General features: G+C 69.3%; 12 protein-coding genes. 9 read left to right on the top strand and 3 right to left on the bottom strand.

All coding sequences use genetic code 11. The features are described 5' to 3' along the window. Nucleotides 1-2 precede the first annotated feature (2 nt). From greA to NKJ47_RS11865, 9 genes are all read left to right on the top strand, one after another. The gene (gene greA / locus NKJ47_RS11905; RefSeq protein WP_184502593.1) at nucleotides 3-467 is read left to right on the top strand and encodes a transcription elongation factor GreA; all 465 of its coding nucleotides are present in this window, start codon (nucleotides 3-5) and stop codon (nucleotides 465-467) included. Nucleotides 468-471: 4 nt separating this feature from the next. After that, nucleotides 472-1,398, top strand: coding sequence for a phosphoglycerate mutase (locus tag NKJ47_RS11900; RefSeq protein ID WP_254458108.1), 927 nt, complete (start codon nucleotides 472-474; stop codon nucleotides 1,396-1,398). After that, a complete protein-coding gene (gene recJ / locus NKJ47_RS11895) occupies nucleotides 1,395-3,128 on the top strand; it encodes a single-stranded-DNA-specific exonuclease RecJ (protein ID WP_254458107.1) in 1,734 nt (577 codons plus the stop codon). The genes NKJ47_RS11900 and recJ overlap by 4 nt, the downstream gene beginning before the upstream one ends. A gap of 358 nt (nucleotides 3,129-3,486) precedes the next feature. Beyond that, on the top strand, nucleotides 3,487-6,441 hold the full coding sequence (locus tag NKJ47_RS11890; protein ID WP_254458106.1) for a VIT domain-containing protein: 2,955 nt from the start codon (nucleotides 3,487-3,489) through the stop codon (nucleotides 6,439-6,441). Nucleotides 6,442-6,491: 50 nt separating this feature from the next. Further along, complete coding sequence (locus NKJ47_RS11885) at nucleotides 6,492-7,388, top strand: LytTR family DNA-binding domain-containing protein (protein ID WP_254458105.1); 897 nt, start codon at nucleotides 6,492-6,494, stop codon at nucleotides 7,386-7,388. Nucleotides 7,389-7,449: 61 nt separating this feature from the next. Further along, a protein-coding gene (gene prfB / locus NKJ47_RS11880; protein ID WP_100224025.1) for a peptide chain release factor 2 occupies nucleotides 7,450-8,575 on the top strand; the annotation gives its coding sequence in 2 pieces (ribosomal slippage) (nucleotides 7,450-7,524 and nucleotides 7,526-8,575; 1,125 coding nt in all). Nucleotides 8,576-8,670: 95 nt separating this feature from the next. Further along, entirely contained in the window at nucleotides 8,671-10,188 is a 1,518-nt protein-coding gene (lysS, locus tag NKJ47_RS11875; RefSeq protein ID WP_254458104.1) for a lysine--tRNA ligase, read from the top strand. A 147-nt stretch (nucleotides 10,189-10,335) separates the two neighbouring features. Beyond that, a complete protein-coding gene (locus tag NKJ47_RS11870) occupies nucleotides 10,336-11,472 on the top strand; it encodes a response regulator (protein ID WP_043086876.1) in 1,137 nt (378 codons plus the stop codon). Between the two features lies 1 nt (nucleotide 11,473). Continuing rightward, on the top strand, nucleotides 11,474-13,654 hold the full coding sequence (locus tag NKJ47_RS11865) for an ATP-binding protein (protein WP_254458103.1): 2,181 nt from the start codon (nucleotides 11,474-11,476) through the stop codon (nucleotides 13,652-13,654). 55 nt (nucleotides 13,655-13,709) lie between these two features. Here NKJ47_RS11865 and NKJ47_RS11860 read toward each other — a convergent pair whose 3' ends face one another. From NKJ47_RS11860 to acnA, 3 genes are all read right to left on the bottom strand, one after another. After that, a complete protein-coding gene (locus NKJ47_RS11860; protein ID WP_254458102.1) occupies nucleotides 13,710-14,579 on the bottom strand; it encodes a crotonase/enoyl-CoA hydratase family protein in 870 nt (289 codons plus the stop codon). A 149-nt stretch (nucleotides 14,580-14,728) separates the two neighbouring features. Further along, nucleotides 14,729-16,414: a long-chain fatty acid--CoA ligase gene (locus NKJ47_RS11855; protein ID WP_254458101.1), complete on the bottom strand. Its 1,686-nt coding sequence runs from the start codon at nucleotides 16,412-16,414 to the stop codon at nucleotides 14,729-14,731. A gap of 801 nt (nucleotides 16,415-17,215) precedes the next feature. Next, nucleotides 17,216-19,975 (bottom strand): aconitate hydratase AcnA, encoded by a 2,760-nt coding sequence (gene acnA, locus NKJ47_RS11850; RefSeq protein ID WP_254458100.1) that lies wholly within the window; start codon nucleotides 19,973-19,975, stop codon nucleotides 17,216-17,218. Nucleotides 19,976-19,986 lie beyond the last annotated feature (11 nt).

Here is a 19,986-nt window from a genome sequence, read left to right as displayed (position 1 = left end):
CGATCACCATGCAAGGCGCGCAGCGGCTGCGCGAGGAACTGGATCACCTGAAGTCGGTCAAGCGTCCCGAAGTCATCACCGCGATCGCCGAGGCGCGCGCGCATGGCGACCTCAAGGAGAACGCCGAGTATCACGCCGCGCGCGAACAGCAGGGTTTCATCGAAGGCCGCATCAAGCAGTTGGAGAGCGAGCTGTCGCACGCCGAGGTCATCGACGTCAGCAAGCTGGCGGTCGGCAGCAAGGTGGTGTTCGGCGCCACCGTGACCCTGGCCGACGTCGAGACCGACGAGGAAAAGCGCTACCAGTTGGTCGGCGACCTGGAAGCGGACATCAAGCAGGGCCTGATCGCGATCTCCTCGCCGTTGGCGCGCGCGCTGATCGGCAAGATGGAAGGCGACAGCGTCAGCATCGATGCCCCGGCCGGACGCCGCGAGTACGAGATCGTCAGCGTCGCCTACGTCGGCTGATCCGATGGCCGTCGCCACCTTGCTGTTGCCGGAGCGGGTGCGCCTGGCCGGCGCCGTGCTGGCCGGCGAGGTGGCGCGCGCGTTCGGTCGTGCCGACCGCGTGCAGGCCGCACCGGGCGGCGAGGCGCAGTTGCGGCGGCACTTCGTGCTGGCCGACGACAGCCTGCCGGCCGCGGCGCTGACCCGGCAACTGGACGCCAGCGATGCCGGCGACGGCCTGTGGCTGCGCGCCGATCCGGCCTACGTGGTGCCGGACATGCAGGGCGCGCGGCTGATGGCGCATGGCGACATGCTGCCGCTCGACGCGGTGGACCTGGACGCGCTGCTGCCGGCGGTGCAGGGCCTGTTCGCCGAGAGCGGGCTGACCCTGGACGCGCCCGATCCCACCCGCTGGTACCTGCGGCTGCCGGCCGACAGCGTGCTGCCGGCGTTCGCAGCGCCCGCGCAGGTGCTCGGTGCGGATTTGTTCGATCACCTGCCGCAGGGCGAGGACGCGCGCCGCTGGCGCGCCCTGCTGACCGAGGCGCAGGTGCTGCTGCATCAGCACCCCTGGAACCGCGAGCGCGTCGCCCGCGGCCAGCCGGCGATCAATTCGCTGTGGTTCTGGGGCGGCGGCCGCCTGCCGGCCACGGTCGGCACCGCGCACGCGCAGGTGCGCAGCCGCGACCCGCTGTTGCGCGCACTGGCCCAGGCCGCCGGCATCGGCGTCGCCGAGGCGCAGGCGCCGCGGGTCGATGCGCTGGTCGACCTGCGCCAGCTGCGCGCACCCGAGCAGTTCGTCGGCGAGGTGGTGCAGCCGCTGCTGCAGGCGCTGCGCGAGGGTGAGTTGCAGCAGCTGCAGCTGGATTTCGAGGACGGCACCTGTTTCCGCATCGCGCCCGCGCAACGCTGGCGCCTGTGGCGGCGGCCGCTGTCGCGCCTGGACGCATGAGTTCGGTCACGCGCATCGTGCGGCGGCCCGTGGCGGCCGCGGCCGGCCCGTGGCACGCGGCCACGTTGCCGCTGTTGCGGCGCATCTACGCCGCGCGCGGCGCGCACGACAGCGACCTGGCGCAGCCCAGGCTGGCGCAGCTGTTGCCGCCGGATGCGCTGAGCGGCATCGACGCGGCGGTGGCGTTGCTGGCCGAGGCGATCGTCGCCGGCAAGCGCATCCTGGTGGTCGGCGATTTCGATTGCGACGGCGCCACCGCCTGCGCGGTGGCGGTGCGCGGGCTGCGCCTGCTCGGCGCCGCGCAGGTGCTGCACGCGGTGCCCAATCGCATGGTCCACGGCTACGGGCTGTCGCCGGCGCTGGTGGCGGAACTGGCGCCATTGCGGCCGGACCTGCTGGTCACGGTGGATCACGGCATCGCCTGCCATGCCGGCGTCGCCGCGGCCAAGGCGCTGGGCTGGCAGGTGCTGGTCACCGACCACCACCTGCCGGGGCCGACCTTGCCGCCGGCCGATGCCATCGTCGATCCGAACCTGGCCGGCGACGCGTTCCCGAGCAAGGTGCTGGCCGGCGTCGGCGTGATCTTCTACGTGCTGTTGGCGCTGCGCCGGCACCTGCGCGCGCAAGGTGCGTTCGCCGCCGCGCCGCCGGACCTGGGCGTGCTGCTGGACCTGGTCGCGGTCGGTACCGTCGCCGACCTGGTGCCGCTGGATCCGAACAATCGCGCGCTGGTGTCGGCCGGCCTGCGCCGGCTGCAGCGCGGCGAGGGGTGTGTTGGGCTGCGGGCGCTGATCGAGGCCAGCGGCCGCGACCCGGCGCGGCTCAGCGCCAGCGACATCGGCTTCGCCCTGGCGCCGCGGCTCAACGCCGCCGGCCGCCTCGAGGACATGGCCCTGGGCATCGAACTGCTGTTGTGCGAGGACCCGCAGCAGGCGCGCGCGATCGCCGCGACATTGGAAGAGATCAACGCCGAGCGCCGCGCCGTGCAGCAGCAGATGACCGACGAGGCCGAGGCGGTGGTGGCGCAGGCGCTGCTGGCCGCGCCTGAGCAACCGCCGGTGGCGGTGTGCCTGTTCGATGCGCAGTGGCATCCCGGCGTGATCGGCTTGGTCGCCTCGAAGATGAAGGACCGCCTGCACCGGCCGGTGATCGCCTTCGCCCCGGCCGAGCCGGGCAGCACCCAGTTGCGCGGCTCGGCGCGTTCGATCCCGGGCTTCCACATCCGCGATGCGATGGCGGCGGTGGAAGCGCAGCGGCCAGGGCTGATGGAGAAGTTCGGCGGCCACGCCATGGCCGCCGGCCTGAGCCTGCGCCAGGACGCGTTGGCCGAGTTCGAACAGGTGTTCCGCGCGCATGCGCTGGCCAGCCTGGACGCGGAACTGCTGCAGGCCGAACTGCTCAGCGACGGCATGCTGGACCCGCACGAACTCGACCACCGCCACGCCGAGGCGCTGCGCCAGGGCGGGCCGTGGGGGCAGGGCTTTCCCGAACCGCTGTTCGACGGCGAATTCGAGGTGCTGCAGTGGCGCGTGTTGAAGGAGCGCCACCTCAAGTTGAGCCTGCGCTGCCCGGGCCGCGCCGCGCCCTTGAACGCGATCCACTTCAACGGCTGGCACGGCCGCGAACCGGGCCGGCGCGTGCACGTCGCCTACCGCCTGGTCGCCGACGACTACCGCGGCGGCGACGCCGTGCAACTGGTGGTGGAGCACTGCCAACCGCTGGGTGATTGAGTCCCCGGCGGTCTGCCGGCGCAGGCGGCGCCGTACCCTCACCCCAACCCCTCTCCCGGTTGAAGAGGGGCGACGCGGCTTCCTTCTCCTGCCTGGAGAAAGTGGCCCGCAGGGCCCGATGAGGGGCAGGTAGTACAGGCAATGATCGGGTGCGCCGCGCGTGCCGGACCCTCATCCCAACCCCTCTTCCGATGGGAAAGGGGCGACGCGGCTCCCTTCTCCCCTCGGGAGACGGTGTCCCGCAGGGGCGGATGAGGGGAGGGCGCGGCCTCGGTCGCCTCACGTCCGACAGCACGCCCCCAACCCCGTTGCGCCATGGCGAACGTTCTAGCCATACCGTCCCATCAAGGAGCGATCCATGCCGTTCATCGTGCGCAGAGGCCTGTGCGGGTTGTTGCTTTCGTTGTCGGCGTTCGCCGTGGCAGCCGCCGGCGCGCGCTCCGCCGTACCGCAGCAGCAGTTGGTCGCCCCATTGCTGCGCACCGATGCCGGCGAGCGCCCGGTCGAGCTGCGCGCGGCGACGGTGCGTGCGCATGCCGCCGCCGGCCTGGCCGAGACCACGGTGGAGTTGGAGTTCTTCAATCCCAATGCGCGGGTGCTGGAAGGGCAACTGGCGTTCCCGCTGCGCGCGGGGCAGCAACTCAGCGGTTTCGCCCTGGACATCGACGGGCAGATGCGCGACGCGGTGCCGGTGCCCAAAGAGCGCGGGCGCCAGGTGTTCGAGGCGGTCGAGCGGCGCGGCGTGGATCCGGGCCTGCTCGAGCAGACCGCTGGCAACCAGTTCCGGCTGCGCGTCTATCCGCTGCCGGCGCATGGCAGCCGCCATGTGCGCCTGGTCTATCGCGAATCGCTGCCGCGCACCGCGACCGGCTGGCAATGGCGGTTGCCGCTGGCGTATGCGGCCAGCGCGAGGTCGCTGCAGGTAGCGCTGAGCACGCAGGCCGCGCCCATCGAGCACGCGCTGGCGGCGCCTGGCATGCGCCTGCTGCCGACAGCCGACGGCGGTTATGCGGCGGCCTGGTCCGGGACCCCGGCGCAGTTGCCGCCGGAATTGACGCTGTCGCTGCGCGCGAGCGCGGCGCCGCGCGTGGCGACCGGCGTCCACGAGGGCCAGCGCTATTTCCAGGCGCTGGTGCCGATCGCCGACCTGCATGGCCCGCGGCCGCTGCCGCAACGCATCGGCCTGCTGTGGGATGCGTCCGGTTCGGCGCGGCAGCGCGATATCCCCGCCGAACTGGCCTTGCTGCAGCGCTATTTCGCCGCGGTCGGCACGGCCCAGGTCGAGTTGATCGTGCTGCGCGACCGCGCCGAGGCGCCGCGCCAGTTCCAGGTGCGCAATGGCGACTGGGGCGCCTTGAAGGCGGCCTTGCAGGCCGAGCAGCCGGATGGCGCCAGTGCGCTGGGCGCCTGGCAACCGGCGGCGCAGGTGCAGGAGTACCTGCTGTTCAGCGATGGCCTGGGCAACTACGGTGCGCAGACCATGCCGACGCTGGCACCGGGACAGCGCCTGTATGCGATCGACTCGGCCGGCGCGCACGCCGATGCCGCGCGCCTGGCGGCGATCGCCGAAGCGCGCGGCGGACGCGCGATCGCGCTGCAGGGCCTGCAGGGGGTGCAGGTCGCCAGCGAGCGCCTGTTGCAGCGCGGCGGCGAACTGGTCGCGATGGCGGGCAGCCAGGTCGCCGATCTGGTCGCCGAGTCGCGCTACGCCGACGAGGGCTACCTGCGCATCGCCGGGCGCCTGCTGGGGCCCGACGCGGCGCTGCAGCTGGAGATCGCCACGGCGGCCAGCACCCGCCGCCTGCGCCTGCCGCTGCGTGCGGCCTCTGAGGTGCCCGGCGATCTGGTCCCTGGCGCATGGGCGCGGGCCATGCTGCGCAGTCTGTCCGCCGACCCGCTGGGCTCGGCCGCGCGCCGCCAGGCATTGGCCACGCGCTTCGGCCTGGTCAGCGCCGACACCTCGCTGCTGGTGCTGGAGAGCGCCGACGACTACGTCCGCTACGCCATCCCGGCGCCGCCGGCGCTGCGTGCGGCGGTGGCGCGCGCACAGGCGCAACGCCAGCAGACCAATGACGACACGCGCAGGCAACGCATCGACCGGGTCGCCGAGGCGTTCGCGCAGCGCGTCGCCTGGTGGCAGCGCCGCTTTCCCGAGGACGCGCCGCCGCAGATGCTCGCGCAGGAACGGCAGCGCCGCGCCGAGCCGGCGGGACAGAACGATGCCCACATGGCAGCGGTGTCCGCATCGCTTGCGATGGCGCCGCCCTCGCCACCGGCGCCTGCCGCCATGGAGGCGCCGGCACCGGCACCGGCACGGATGCTGGCCGCGCCGGCGAGCCTGGACGCGATCGCCGTTGCCGGCGACGCGGGCGCATCCGCGGCCGGCGGCAGTGCAGGGCCCGTCACGATCTCCCTGGCCTTGCAGCCCTGGCAGCCGGATTCGGCGTATGCGCGGCGCCTGCGTGCGGCCGCGGCGGAGGCGGTGTATCCGCTGTACCTGAGCGAACGCGCCGCGCACGCCGACAGCGTGGCGTTCTATCTGGACGTGGCCGACGTCCTGTTCGCGCGCGGGCAGCGCGAGTTGGCCCTGCGCGTGCTGTCCAACCTGGCCGAGCTGCAGTTGGAGAACCGTCACGTGCTGCGTGTGCTCGGCTACCGGCTGCTGCAGGCCGGCCGCGCCGATCTGGCGGTGCCGGTGTTCGAGCAGGTAGTGCGGCTGGGCGAGGAGGAGCCGCAGAGCTTCCGCGACCTGGGCCTGGCCCAGGCCGCGCGCGGCGACGCGCAGGCGGCGATCGCGCAGCTGTACCAGGTGGTGGTGCGCGACTGGGACCCGCGCTTCGACGGGGTGAGCATGATCGCGCTCGACGAGCTGAACGCGATCGTGGCGCGTGCGCCGCAGCCGCTGGATACCGGCTTCGTCGATCCGCGGCTGCTGCGCAATCTGCCGCTGGACCTGCGCGTGGTGCTGAACTGGGACAGCGACAACAGCGACATGGACCTGTGGGTGACCGATCCCAATGGCGAGCGCTGCTACTACGGCAACCGCGCGACTTACCAGGGGGGCCAACTGTCGCCGGATTTCACCGGCGGCTACGGGCCGGAGGAGTTCTCGCTGCGTAGGGCCAAGCCCGGCAAGTATCGGGTCGAAGCGAACTTCTTCGGCGACCGCCAGCCGCTGGTCACCGGCGCCACCACCTTGCACCTGCAACTGAGCACGGGCTGGGGCACGGCCTCGCAGCGCGACCAGCAGGTGACGCTGCGCCTGACCGAGCGCAAGGAGACGGTGCTGGTCGGCGAGTTCGAGGTGCGCTGAGCCGGCCGTGGCGCGTCGGCGTGGCCATGCCGGCGCGCTACACTTCGCCGATGTCCGATCCATCCGGCGCCAGCGCCTATTCCCGTTTCCAGCCCTGGCGCCGCAGTTTCGAGATCGGCTTCTGGGTCGTGTTGACCCTGATCAACGCCACCGCCAACAGCGTCACGGTGCTGATCGATATTCGCAAGACCGGGCTGCACTTCGCCGCGTGGGAGCCGGTGGTGTGGGAGTGGTCGAGCAATCTGATGTTCCTGCTGATCGTGCCGTTGGTGGTGGTGCTGACCCGGCGCTACCCGCTGCACTGGGACACCTGGCGACGCCGGCTGCCGGGCTATCTGCTGGGCAGCGTGGCGCTGTCGGTGCTGCACGTGCTGGGGATGGTCGCCCTGCGCAGCCTGGTCTACCGCCTGCAGGGTCAACACTACGACTTCGGCCCGTGGCCGCAGGGCCTGGCCTACGAATACCTCAAGGACGTGCGCAGCCTGGCCTCGATCGCGCTGTGCGTGGAGATGTACCGGTTCCTGCTGCGGCGCTGGCAGGGCGAGGCGGCGCTGCTCGGCGCGCCCGACGCCGGCCCGCCGGTGGGGTCGCTGGAACTGCCGGAGCGCTTCCTGGTGCGCAAGCTGGGCCGCGATTTCCTGGTCGCCGCGGCCGACATCGAATGGCTGCAGGCCTCGGGCAACTACGTCAACCTGCGCGTGCGCGGCCACGACTATCCGCTGCGCAGCACCATGGCCGCGATCGAGGCGCGGCTGGATCCGGCACGGTTCGTGCGCATCCACCGCAGCTACATCGTCAACCTGGCCAGCGTGGTCTCGATCGAGCCGCTGGAGGCGGGCGAGGCGCGGGTGCACCTGCGCGACGGCAGCCAGGTCCCGTGCAGTCGCCGCTACCGTGCCGCGCTGCGCGTGGCGGCCGGGGAGGGCGAGGCCGCCGCGGTCCAGTAGCGCTGTGGCGCGGCGGCCGGAATTGCTAGAATCGCGCTCTTGTCTGCCGGAAAACGCCGCAATGATCGAACTCAATCCGATTCGCCACCGCATCGCCGATCTGTCCGATCGGGTGCTGTCGCTACGGGGGTTTCTTTGACTACGACGCCAAGAAGGAGCGTCTAGAGGAAGTCACCCGGGAGCTGGAGAGCCCCGACGTCTGGAACGACCCCGAGCGCGCCCAGGGCCTTGGCCGCGAACGCGCCAGCCTGGAGAAGACCGTCGGCGGCATCGCCAGCGTGCTCGATGGCCTGAACGAATCGCTGGAATTCCTGGAACTGGCCGAGAGCGAGAACGACGAGGCCACCGCGCAGGCGGTGCTGGCCGACGTCGACCGCTTCCAGGCGCAGGTGGAGAAGCTGGAATTCCAGCGCATGTTCTCCGGGCAGATGGACGCCAGCAACGCCTTCGTCGACATCCAGGCCGGCGCCGGCGGCACCGAGGCCCAGGACTGGGCCGAGATCCTGCTGCGCATGTACCTGCGCTGGTGCGAGTCGCGCGGCTGGAAGACCGAGCTGATGGAAGTCTCCGGCGGCGAAGTGGCCGGGATCAAGTCCGCCACGCTGCGCGTGGAAGGCGACTTCGCCTACGGCTGGCTGAAGACCGAGACCGGCGTGCACCGGCTGGTGCGCAAGTCGCCGTTCGACTCGGACAACCGCCGCCACACCAGCTTCACCTCGGTGTTCGTGTCGCCGGAGGTGGACGACAACATCGACATCGACATCAACCCGGCCGACCTGAAGACCGACGTGTACCGGTCCTCCGGCGCCGGCGGCCAGCACGTCAACAAGACCGAGTCGGCGGTGCGCATCACCCACGTGCCCACCGGCATCGTGGTGGCCTGCCAGACCGGGCGCAGCCAGCACCAGAACCGCGACAACGCGATGAAGATGCTGGCCGCCAAGCTGTACGAGCTGGAGATCCAGAAGCGCAACGCCGAGCGCGATGCGGTGGAGGCGACCAAGTCCGACATCGGCTGGGGCAGCCAGATCCGCAACTACGTGCTCGACCAGAGCCGGATCAAGGACCTGCGCACCGGCGTGGAGCGCTCGGACACCCAGAAGGTGCTCGACGGCGACCTGGACGAGTTCGTCGAGGCCAGCCTCAAGTCCGGCCTGGAAGCCGGCGCGAAACGCAGCGACGCCTGAACCGGCGGCCTCCGTCCTGGCGACGGAGGCCGTGCCGCGGCACACGGCCTCGCCGGCTGGTGCATTCTTTCCCTTCCTCACGCATCCCCCATCCCATGACCGAGCAGACCCCCGCGCCGTCCCTTCCCGTCGACGAGAACAGCCTCATCGCCGAACGGCGCGCCAAACTCGCCGCGTTGCGCGCGCAGGGCGTGGCCTATCCGAACGATTTCCGCCGCAGCGACTTCGCCGGCGATCTGCAGGCCGAGTTCGCCGACGCCGAGCGCTGGACCGCCGAGGCGCTGGAGGGGCAGGGCCGCAGCCTGCGCCTGGCCGGGCGCCTGCTGGCCAAGCGGGTGATGGGCAAGGCCAGCTTCGTGCAGCTGCAGGACGAGTCCGGGCGCGTCCAGCTGTTTCTGCAGGCCAACGCCCTGGGCGAGGCCTACGACGCCTTCAAGGGCTGGGACATCGGCGACATCATCGGCGTGGAGGGCGGGTTGACCCGCACCAAGACCGGCGAGCTGTCGATCAAGGCCACCGGGCTGCGGCTGCTGACCAAGGCGCTGCGCCCGTTGCCGGACAAGTGGCACGGCCTGTCGGACGTGGAGCAGCGCTACCGCCAGCGCTACGTGGACCTGATCGTGTCGCCGGAGGCGCGCGAGGTGTTCGTCAAGCGCTCCAAGATCATCCGCGCCATGCGCGCCTGGCTGGACGCGCGCCGCTTCCTGGAAGTGGAGACGCCGATGATGCACTACATCCCCGGCGGCGCCACGGCCAAGCCGTTCACCACCCACCACAACGCGCTGGACCTGGACCTGTACCTGCGGGTGGCCCCGGAGCTGTACCTGAAGCGGCTGGTGGTCGGCGGCCTGGAACGGGTCTACGAAATCAACCGCAATTTCCGCAACGAAGGCGTCAGCACCCGGCACAATCCGGAATTCACCATGATGGAGCTGTACGAGGCCTACGCCACGTACCACGAGGTGATGGACCTGACCGAGAACGTCATCCGCGACGTCGCCCGCGAGGTGCTGGGCACCACCCAGGTGCACTGGGACGGCGCCGACATCGACCTGGCGCCGGCGTTCCGCCGCTGGCGCATGGACGAGGCGGTGCGCCACCACAACCCGGAGATCAGCGTCGCCGACTGCACCGACCGCGAGGCGCTGCTGCGCCACTGCGAGCGGCTGAAGATCCGCACCAAGCCGTCCTACGGCTGGGGCAAGCTGCTGCTGGAGATCTTCGAGGCCACCGTCGAGCACACCCTGATCCAGCCCACCTTCATCACCGACCACCCGGTCGAGGTGTCGCCGCTGGCCCGTTCCAGCGACACCGAGCCGGGCTATACCGATCGCTTCGAGCTGTTCATCAACGGCAAGGAGATCGCCAACGGCTTCTCCGAGCTCAATGACCCGGAAGACCAGGCGGCGCGGTTCCAGGCCCAGGTGGCGGCCAAGGAAGGGGGGGACGACGAGGCCATGCACTTCGACGCCGACTACATCCGGGCACTGGAAGTGGGACTGCCGCCGACCGGTGGCCTGGGCATCGGCATCGACCGACTGGTAATGTTGCTTACCGGCAGCAGCTCGATCCGTGACGTGCTGCTGTTTCCGTACATGCGTCCGGAGGCTTAACCTAGCCGCGGACGAGGTGGCGCGGTTCTTGCACTAGGCGTTGCACGCAAAAGGAAGTGAGGTGGACGGGTCGGCGTGATTGGGCGCAGGCGCGTTCCCGTTGTCGTCTCAGCAGCCCGCGCAGATGCGACGGGCGGAGGATTGCAGATGCATGATGCCAGCATGAGCCTCTCCGGCGCGTCCTCGAACGGGGACCGTCTCCACTGGGCGGACGGAAGCGACAATCGTTTGAACATCGTCATCGTCGACGATCAGACCTCCGCGCGCACGATGCTGCGGCATGTCATCGAGGACATCGCCCCGGAACTGACCGTGCGCGACTTCGGCGACTCGCAGGCCGCGCTGGCCTGGTGCGAGGCGGGCAAGGTCGATCTGCTGTTGCTCGACTACCGCATGCCGGGCATGGACGGGCTGGAGTTCGCGCGGCGCCTGCGCCGGCTGCCCAAGCACCGCGACATTCCCATCATCCTGATCACCGTGGTCGGCGACGAGCCGATCCGCCAGGCGGCCCTGGAAGCGGGGGTGATCGACTTCCTGGTCAAGCCGATCCGCCCGCGCGAGTTGCGCGCGCGCTGCCACAACCTGCTGCAGCTGCGGCTGCAGAGCGAGAACATCAAGCAGCGCGCGATGTCGCTGGAGCAGCGCCTGCTGGCCAGCATGCGCGAGGTCGAGGAACGCGAGCGCGAGACCCTGTCGCGGCTGGCGCGGGCCATCGAGTACCGCGACGTCGGCACCAGCGCCTACCTGGAACGGATGGCGCACGTGGCCGGGCTGATCGCCGAGCAGCTGGGCCTGTCCGAGGACGAGGTGCGGGTCATCGAGATGGCGGCGAGCCTGCACGACATGGGCAAGATCGCCATTCCCGACGCGGTGCTGCTCAAGCCGGGCAAGCTCAACGAGGACGAGATGGCGGTGATGCGCATGCACCCGCGCATCGGCTACGAACTGCTCAGCGGCAGCCAGAACCGCTTCATCCAGGTCGGCGCGCTGATCGCCCTGCGCCACCATGAGCGCTACGACGGCAGCGGCTACCCGGACGGCCTGGTCGGCGAGGCGATTCCGCTGGAAGCGCGGATCGTGGCGGTCGCCGACGTGTTCGACGCGCTGATCTCGCCGCGCCCCTACAAGGAAGCCTGGACCATGGATGCGACCCTGGCCTATCTGTACGCCCAGCGCGGCCGCCTGTTCGACCCGCGTTGCGTGGACGCGCTGTTCCGCGGCCGCGAGCAGCTGCAGGTGATCTGCGAGAAATTCTCCACCGCCTCGGCGCGACCAGGAGTCTGACATGATCTCGGCGATCAGGTTGGTGCGGCAACGCTTCGCGGAGCGCAAGGATACCGAGCACGGCCAGGCGTTCGTCCGCATCTGCATGGTCGCGCTGATCCTGGCGTACGAACTGGCGTTCTCGCACGATTGGGACATCGCCCCGCGGCAGCGCGCCTACGTCATCGGCCTGACCCTGATCTCGCAGGCCGTGGCCCTGGCCTTGATGACCTGGATCCTGGTCCGGCCGCAGCGCTCGGACGTGCGCCGGATCATCGGCATGGTCGCCGACTACGGGCTGATGTCGATGGCGATGAGCGCGATCGGCGAACCGATGGCCTGCATCTACGTCGTCATCATGTGGGTCACTATCGGCAATGGCCTGCGCTACGGCAACCGCTATCTCTACTTGGCCGTGGCCATGGCCGTGGCCAGTTTCAGCATCACGCTGATGACCAGCGAGTACTGGATCGCCAATCGCGGCCTGGGCATCGGCCTGCTGGTCGGCCTGGCCGCCATCCCGCTGTACCTGTCCGGGCTCTTGCGGCAATTGACCAGCACCACCGCCGAGGCGCGCCGTGCCAGCGAGGCCAAGAGCCGCTTCCTGGCCAACATGAGCCATGAGTTCCGCACCCCGTTGAACGGCCTGTCGGGCATGACCGAGGTGCTGGCGACCACGCGCCTGGACGCCGAGCAGCGCGAGTGCGTCAACACCATCCAGGCGTCGGCGCGCAGCCTGTTGTCGCTGGTCGAGGAAGTGCTGGACATTTCCGCGATCGAGGCCGGCAAGCTGCGGCTCGACAAGCGCGATTTCTCGCTGCGCGAAACCCTGGAGGGGATCAGCCTGATCCTGCAGCCGCAGGCACGGGCCAAGCACCTCGCCTACCAGGTGGATGTCGCCCCGGACGTGCCGGACTATCTTTCCGGCGATCCGGGTCACCTGCGCCAGGTGCTGCTGAACCTGGCCGGCAACGCCATCAAGTTCACCGAGGCCGGCCGGGTCGATATCCGGGTGCGCCTGCACAAGAACGAGCAGGGGCAGCCGAAGCGCCTGAGTTTCGACATCGTCGATACCGGGATCGGGGTCGCGCCGGACATGCGGCCACGCCTGTTCGAGGCGTTCGAACAGGCCGACGTCGGCCTGGCGCGCCGCTACGAAGGCAGCGGTCTAGGCACGACGATCGCCAAGGGCCTAGTCGAGGCGATGGGGGGCAGCATCGGCTACCAGGAGAATGCGCCGCGCGGCAGCCATTTCTGGTTCGAACTGCCGTTCGTGGCCGCGGCGGTCCCGACGTCGGCGGACTTCGTTGCGCCGGCGGCCAGCGTGCCGACGGCCGCCGAGGAGGTCGATACCAGCGGCAACGTCATCGCATTCTCCGATCCGTTCCTGCGCCACCGCGCGCGGGTGCGCGGCATGCGCATCCTGGTTGCCGACGACCACGCCGCCAACCGCATGGTGCTGCAGCGCATGCTGCAGAAGGCCGGCCATCGCGTCATCTGCGTCGATGGCGCGGAGGCGGTGCTGGACGCGCTGGCCGAGACCGAATTCGATGCGGTGATCGTCGATCTGCACATGCCGGGCATGAGCGGCCTGGACATGCTGCGGCAGTTGCGGGTGATGCAGGCCGGCGGGCCGCGCACGCCGGTGGTGGTGCTCAGCGCCGACGTCACCCCCGAGTCGATCCAGCGTTGCGAGCAGGCCGGCGCGCGCACCTTCCTGGCCAAGCCGGTGGTGGCCAACCGCCTGCTGGATACGCTCTCCGACATCGCGATGGAAGGGCGCTTGCGGGTCGGCAGCGAGATGGCGGCGCGGCAGGGCGCGGTGTCCAGCGAGGGGGTGCTGGATTCGTCGGTCCTGGACGAACTTGCCGGGCTCGGCATGGGCGACGGGTTCGAACGCGAATTCATCTCGCAATGTCTGAACGATGCCGAAGGCTGCCTCGGCGGCATGCAGATCGCCGGCGAAGCCGAGCACTGGGAACGCCTGCGCGAACATGCGCATGCGATCAAGGGCGTGGCCAGCAATCTCGGCTTGATCCGGCTCGCCAGTCTCGGCGGCGAGTTGATGCAGATGCCGGAATGGCAGGTGCGCAGCGAGTGGCGCCCGCGCCTGATGGCGCTCAACGCCAGCCTCACCGAAGGCCGCGAGGCGCTGGAACTGCGCGCCCGGCAGAGTGCCGTGCACGACGGCGAGCTGCGCTGAGGAAAGCCCGGCGCTGGGCCGGGTCATTCCCCCCTTGCCGGCAGCGACACCACGCTCAGGCGGCGACGCCCGCTTGCGCGCGCCGGACCTGGGCGCGTACCAGCCGATCCATCGTCCGCAGCGATTTTTCGCCCAGGGCCAGCGCGGCGTCCACCCAGATTTCCGTCACCGCAAGCAATTCCTCGCGGCGCACCGGCTGCACCACGGTGCGCATCGCGTTCATCCCCAGATGCGCCAGCGGCGCGCGTCGTTGTTGCTGGATCAGATCGCGTACGGCTTCCTTGCCCTGACCCTTGGGCACCAGGACGTCGACGATGCCCATGGCATGCATCTCCTGGCTGCTGAAGACATGGCCACCCAGGATGAGCTTTTGCGCGGCATGCGGCGCGATGCGGCGGCTGAGGAACGAATACGCGCCCATGCCCGGGAACAGGCCGAACATGATTTCCGGCAGGCCCATGCCGACATCCTCTTCGGCCACGATCAGGTGGCACGACAGCGCCATTTCCAGGCCACCGCCGAGCGCATCGCCCTGCAGCAGGGCGATGGTGCTGAAGTTGCCGCCGAGTCCTTCGTGGAAACGGTGTACGCCATCGATGCAGCTTGTCGCATAGGCCATCAGCCCGGCGCGATCGCGGCGGCGGATGCAATGGCCGAACAGTTCCAGATCGCCGCCCAGATTGAATGCGTTGGCATCGGACGCCAGCACCAGGCTGCCCAGCCGCGCCGACGTCAGGTTGCGGGGCTGGCTGATGGAGGCGAGGTAGCTGTGCATCTCGCGCATCAACGTGGGATGGAAACAGGGCCGCTGTTTGGCGGCGTTGCCTGCATGCATGTACAGCCAGTGGCTATCGTCGTCGCCATCCGCATCGATGCGGATGCTGGAATAGGCGCGGGTACGGGGCAGCGTGTCGATCATGCTCATGGCGGGCTCTCGGAAAGACGCCCGCGGAGATGGCGTGGCGCAGCGGGCGAGTGCGTTTCCACCCGGCGGATGCTACACCTGGGTGCCGCGGCCGGAACTCGCCCCGCCAGCGCCTGCACGGGCGCCGCATGGGCGCCCGCTGGAGCTGCTTACTGCGGCGGCGGCGCGTCGCGCAGCTCGCGCCGCAGGATCTTGCCCACGTTGGTCTTGGGCAGCTCCTTGCGGAACTCGACGATGCGCGGGTGCTTGTAGCCGGTCAGGTTGGCGCGGGCGTGCGCCTTGACGTCCTCGGCGGTGAGGTTGGGGTCCTTCTTGACGATGACCACCTTGACCACTTCGCCGGACTTCTCGTCGGGCACGCCGACCGCGGCCACTTCCAGCACGCCGGGCATCATCGCGATGACGTCCTCGACCTCGTTCGGATACACGTTGAAGCCGGACACCAGGATCATGTCCTTCTTGCGGTCGACGATGTAGAAGAAACCCTGCGGATCCATCCGCGCCATGTCGCCGGTGTGCAGCCAGCCGTCGGCATCGATGGCGCTGGCGGTTTCCTCCGGTCGGCGCCAGTAGCCCTTCATCACCTGCGGTCCGCGGATGCACAGTTCGCCGACCTCGCCGGGCGCCAGGATGCGGCTCTGGTCGTCCTTGACGCAGGCGTCGGTGGAGGGGATCGGCAGGCCGATCGCGCCGTTGTATTCGGTCAGGGTCAGCGGGTTGATGCAGGCCGCCGGCGAGGTCTCGGTAAGGCCGTAGGCCTCGACCAGAGTGACGCCGGTGACCTGCTTCCAGCGCTCGGCCACCGCGCGTTGCACCGCCATGCCGCCGCCGAGGGTGAACTTCAGCGAGGAGAAATCCACCTTGTCGAAGCCGGGCGTGTTGAGCAGGCCGTTGAACAGGGTGTTGACGCCGGTGAAGGCGGTGAAGCGGGTCTTCTGCAGTTCCTTGACGAAGCCCGGCATGTCGCGCGGATTGCTGATCAGGTGGTTGAGCCCGCCCAGCTTCATGAACACCAGGCCGTTCGCGGTCAGCGCGAAGATGTGGTACAGCGGCAGCGCGGTGATGATGACTTCCTTGCCTTCCTCCAGCTTGCCGGTCGCCGCGATCCAGGCGCCGGCCTGCAGCATGTTGGCGACCAGGTTGCGGTGGGTCAGCATGGCGCCCTTGGCCACGCCGGTGGTGCCGCCGGTGTACTGCAGGAAGGCGATGTCGTCCGGCGCGATGTCGATCGGCGGCAGCGTGTGCAGGCGGCCGAGGGTCAGCGCGTCGCGGAAGCGGATCGCATTGGGGATGTCGTAGTCCGGGACCAGCTTCTTGACGTACTTCAGGACGAAGTTGACCAGGGGGCCCTTGGGGAAGCCGAGCATGTCGCCCAGGCCGGTGGTGATGACCTGCTTGACCGGGGTGTCGGCGAGCACTTCCTGTACGGTGGTGCCGAAGTTGTCGATCACCACCAGTGCGCTGGCGCCGGAATCGATCAGCTGGTGGCGCAGTTCGCGCGGGGTGTACAGCGGGTTGACGTTGACCACGGTCATGCCGGCCAGCAGCACGCCGAAGGTGGCGATGGGGTACTGCAGGCAGTTGGGCATCATCAGGGCGACGCGGTCGCCCTTCTTGAGTTGCAGTTCGCCCAGCAGGTAGCCGGCGAATTGCCGGGCCAGTTCGCCGGCCTCGCGGTAGGTCAGGGTCTTGCCGAAGTTGCAGTAGGCGGGGCGGTCGCCGAACTTGGCCACGGAGCTTTCGAAGACGGCGGCGACGGAGCGGTATTCATCGACGTCGATGTCGGCGCCAACGCCGGCCGGATAACTCTGCAACCACGGACGATCCAGACTCATATTCCCCCTCCAGGAAACGTGTTGATGGGCTCACGACGGACAGTATCCGCCAGAACCGGCAACGGCAGCATACCGCTCCGTAGGGAAAAGGCGAACAGGGACGGGGTGGGGTGGCTGGGAGTCGTTGATTTCCTTGGGGTGGCCGTGGTGCACGTTGAGCGCTTGTAATGCTGCGGCGAGTGCTGGCGCTTTGGAGTCGCCTGCTGGGCAGTGTCAAGCAACGGCTTTCGCCCTTGCGGGCGAGTTACTTCGATCAGCCTTCGGCTGCTGAGAAGCGCTTCTTTGCTCGCGCAAAGAGAAGGTAACCAAAAGAAGCGCTTTACCACAGCCGAAGGCTGGTCAAGCGCGCCCTGCCTCGCGCCCTCCGCGCTGCGCGCTCCGGATCCGCGGCCATCCCGGGGATCCGCGGAAGGGGCATCCTGCCGCTGCCGCGGGCGGCGCACATCCCTGTGCGCCGCCCTTCGGGTTTTTCCCCACGATGGCCGTCGCTTCGGAAGGGAAGCTGGTAGAGCAGGAGCAAACGCAACAGCAACAGCAACGGCGGTCGCGGGGCTGATCAGTGATGGATCTGGTTCCTTCGCTGTCGGTGGCGCTGTGCAATGCGCTGGCGCTGGGGCCGCGCTTTCGCGGTCGGAAAACGCAAAGGCGGGTTGGCGTGCAGCCAAGCTGCCGGGGCATGTCATGCATCAGGCCGCTGTGCCGGCCGCGCGGGCGCGCTTGCGAACCAGCGGTCAGCGCTGCCCAAAAAAATGCCCCCGCGCAAGCGCGGGGGCGGACCTTGGGGTCGAACCCGAAGGTGGGTCACCGCGCAGCCAACTGCCGCAGCACGTACTGCAGCAGGCCGCCATGGCGGAAGTACTCGACTTCCTTCGGGGTCAGCAGCATCACCGCCACCTCGAAGGACTGCGCACTGCCGCCGGCCTTGCTCGCGGTGACCTTGGCGCGCTTGCTGGCGCCATCCTGCAGGCCGGTGATCTCGAACACTTCCGAGCCGTCCAGGCCCAGGCTCTGCGCGTTCTGGCCGTCGAGGAACTGCAGCGGCAGCACGCCCATGCCGACCAGGTTGGAGCGGTGGATGCGCTCGAAGCTCTCGGCGATCACCGCCTTGACCCCGAGCAGGTTGGTGCCCTTGGCCGCCCAGTCGCGCGAGGAGCCGGTGCCGTATTCCTTGCCGCCGATCACCACCAGCGGCACGCCGTCGGCCTTGTACTTCATCGCCGCGTCGTAGATCGCCAGCTTTTCCGGCTGGCCGTCGCCGGACGGGTAGTACAGGGTGTTGCCGCCTTCCTCGCCGCCCAGCATCAGGTTCTTGATGCGGATGTTGGCGAAGGTGCCGCGGACCATGACGTCGTCGTTGCCGCGGCGGCTGCCGTAACTGTTGAAGTCGGCCGGCTGCACGCCGCGTGACTGCAGGAAGCGGCCCGCCGGCGAGTCCTTCTTGATGTTGCCGGCCGGGGAGATGTGGTCGGTGGTGATCGAATCGCCGAACAGGCCCAGCACGCGCGCGCCGTGCACGTCCTCGATGCGGCCGACCTGCATGGTCATGCCCTCGAAGTACGGCGGGTTCTTGATGTAGGTGGAGGCGCTGTCCCAGGCGTACAGCTCGCCGTCGGGCGAGGCGATGGTGTTCCAGCGGTTGTCGCCCTTGAACACGTCGGCATAGTTCTGCTTGAACATCTCCGGGCCGACCGTGGCGGCGATGGTGTCGCCGATCTCCTTGTTGCTCGGCCAGATATCGCGCAGGTACACGGGCTGGCCGTCGTGGCCGGTGCCCAGCGGCTCGCGGGTCAGGTCGATGTCGGTGGTGCCGGCGATGGCGTAGGCGACCACCAACGGCGGCGAGGCCAGGTAGTTCATCTTCACTTCCGGATGCACGCGGCCTTCGAAGTTGCGGTTGCCCGACAGCACCGAGGCCACCACCAGGTCGTCCTTGGCGATCGCCGCGGAAACGTCCTCTGGCAGCGGGCCGGAATTGCCGATGCAGGTGGTGCAGCCGTAGCCGACCACGTAGAAGCCGAGCTGTTCCAGGTCGTCCATGACCCCGGCCTTCTTCAGGTAGTCGGTGACCACCAGCGAGCCCGGCCCGAGCGAGGTCTTGACCCACGGCTGCGCCTTCAGGCCCTTGGCCACGGCGTTGCGCGCGAGCAACCCGGCGCCGAGCATGACCGCCGGGTTGGAGGTGTTGGTGCAGGAGGTGATCGCCGCGATCACCACCGCGCCGTCGCGCAGGCGCCAGCCGGCGCCGCTGGCCTCGGCGTCCTGCGCCTGCGCCGCCTGGGCGCCGACCGCGGTGCCGCCGCCGCCTTCGTTCTTGAGCCGGTCTTCCTGCGCGGCGTCGCTGCGGCGCTTGGCGCGCGCGTCGGCGAACGGCACCAGGCTGTCGCGGAAGTTGCGCTGCATGTCTTCCAGCAGCACCCGGTCCTGCGGGCGCTTGGGGCCGGCCAGCGACGGCTTCACCTCGCCCATGTCCAGTTCCAGGATGGCGCTGTAGCTGGCGTGCGCGCTGTCGGCGTCGTGCCACAGGCCCTGCGCCTTGGCATAGGCCTCGACCAGCGCGATCTGCTCCTCGCTGCGACCGGACAGGCGCAGGTAGGTCAGCGATTCGGCGTCGATCGGGAAGATGCCGCAGGTGGCGCCGTACTCCGGCGCCATGTTGCCGATGGTGGCGCGGTCGGCCAGCGGCAGGTGCTGCAGGCCGTCGCCGAAGAACTCGACGAACTTGCCGACCACCCCGTGCTTGCGCAGCATCTGCGTCACCGTCAGCACCAGGTCGGTGGCGGTGGCGCCCTCGGGCAGCTTGCCGGTGAGCTTGAAGCCCACCACCTGCGGGATCAGCATCGACGAGGGCTGGCCGAGCATCGCCGCCTCCGCCTCGATGCCGCCCACGCCCCAGCCGAGCACGCCGATGCCGTTGATCATGGTGGTGTGGCTGTCGGTGCCGAACACGGTGTCCGGATAGGCGATCGCTTCGCCGTCGCGTTCGCCGGTCATCACCACCCGCGCCAGGTGCTCCAGGTTGACCTGGTGCACGATGCCGGTGTTCGGCGGCACCACCTTGAAATTGTCGAAGGCCTTCTGGCCCCAACGCAGGAAGCCGTAGCGCTCCTTGTTGCGCTGGAATTCGATCTTGCCGTTGAGGTCCAGCGCGTCGGGCTTGCCGAACACGTCCACCTGCACCGAGTGGTCGATCACCAGTTCCGAGGGGATCAGCGGGTTGATCTGCTCCGGGCGTCCGCCGAGCTTGACCACCGCATCGCGCATCGCCGCCAGGTCGACCACGCAGGGCACGCCGGTGAAGTCCTGCAGCACCACGCGCGCCGGCATGAACGCGATCTCGGTGTCCGGCTCGGCGGTCGGCTGCCACTGCGCCACCGCTTCGATGTGCTCCTTGCCGACGGTCGCGCCGCCGTCCTCGTGGCGCAGCAGATTCTCCAGCAGGATCTTCAGCGAGTAGGGCAGGCGCGAAATGTCGAAGCGCTGGCCGAGCTTGGGCAGGCTGAAGTAACCGTAGGTCTTGCCGCCGACGTGCAGTTGGCTGCGGGTGGAGAACGAGTCGTTCATGCGGGGGAACT

The organism is Xanthomonas sacchari, from assembly GCF_024266585.1.
Taxonomy (GTDB): domain Bacteria; phylum Pseudomonadota; class Gammaproteobacteria; order Xanthomonadales; family Xanthomonadaceae; genus Xanthomonas_A; species Xanthomonas_A sacchari_C.
The sequence above is the reverse complement of the archived record's forward strand: the minus strand, read 5'-3'. Positions and strand labels throughout refer to the sequence as shown.

Bases quoted from the DNA above. Each gene is read 5' to 3' on its own strand.
- NKJ47_RS11900 (WP_254458108.1), top strand. From the start codon at position 472: ATGGCCGTCGCCACCTTGCTGTTGCCGGAGCGGGTGCGCCTGGCCGGC.
- recJ (WP_254458107.1), top strand. From the start codon at position 1,395: ATGAGTTCGGTCACGCGCATCGTGCGGCGGCCCGTGGCGGCCGCGGCC.
- NKJ47_RS11890 (WP_254458106.1), top strand. From the start codon at position 3,487: ATGCCGTTCATCGTGCGCAGAGGCCTGTGCGGGTTGTTGCTTTCGTTG.
- NKJ47_RS11885 (WP_254458105.1), top strand. From the start codon at position 6,492: ATGTCCGATCCATCCGGCGCCAGCGCCTATTCCCGTTTCCAGCCCTGG.
- lysS (WP_254458104.1), top strand. From the start codon at position 8,671: ATGACCGAGCAGACCCCCGCGCCGTCCCTTCCCGTCGACGAGAACAGC.
- NKJ47_RS11870 (WP_043086876.1), top strand. From the start codon at position 10,336: ATGCATGATGCCAGCATGAGCCTCTCCGGCGCGTCCTCGAACGGGGAC.
- NKJ47_RS11865 (WP_254458103.1), top strand. From the start codon at position 11,474: ATGATCTCGGCGATCAGGTTGGTGCGGCAACGCTTCGCGGAGCGCAAG.
- NKJ47_RS11860 (WP_254458102.1), bottom strand. From the start codon at position 14,579: ATGAGCATGATCGACACGCTGCCCCGTACCCGCGCCTATTCCAGCATC.
- NKJ47_RS11855 (WP_254458101.1), bottom strand. From the start codon at position 16,414: ATGAGTCTGGATCGTCCGTGGTTGCAGAGTTATCCGGCCGGCGTTGGC.
- acnA (WP_254458100.1), bottom strand. From the start codon at position 19,975: ATGAACGACTCGTTCTCCACCCGCAGCCAACTGCACGTCGGCGGCAAG.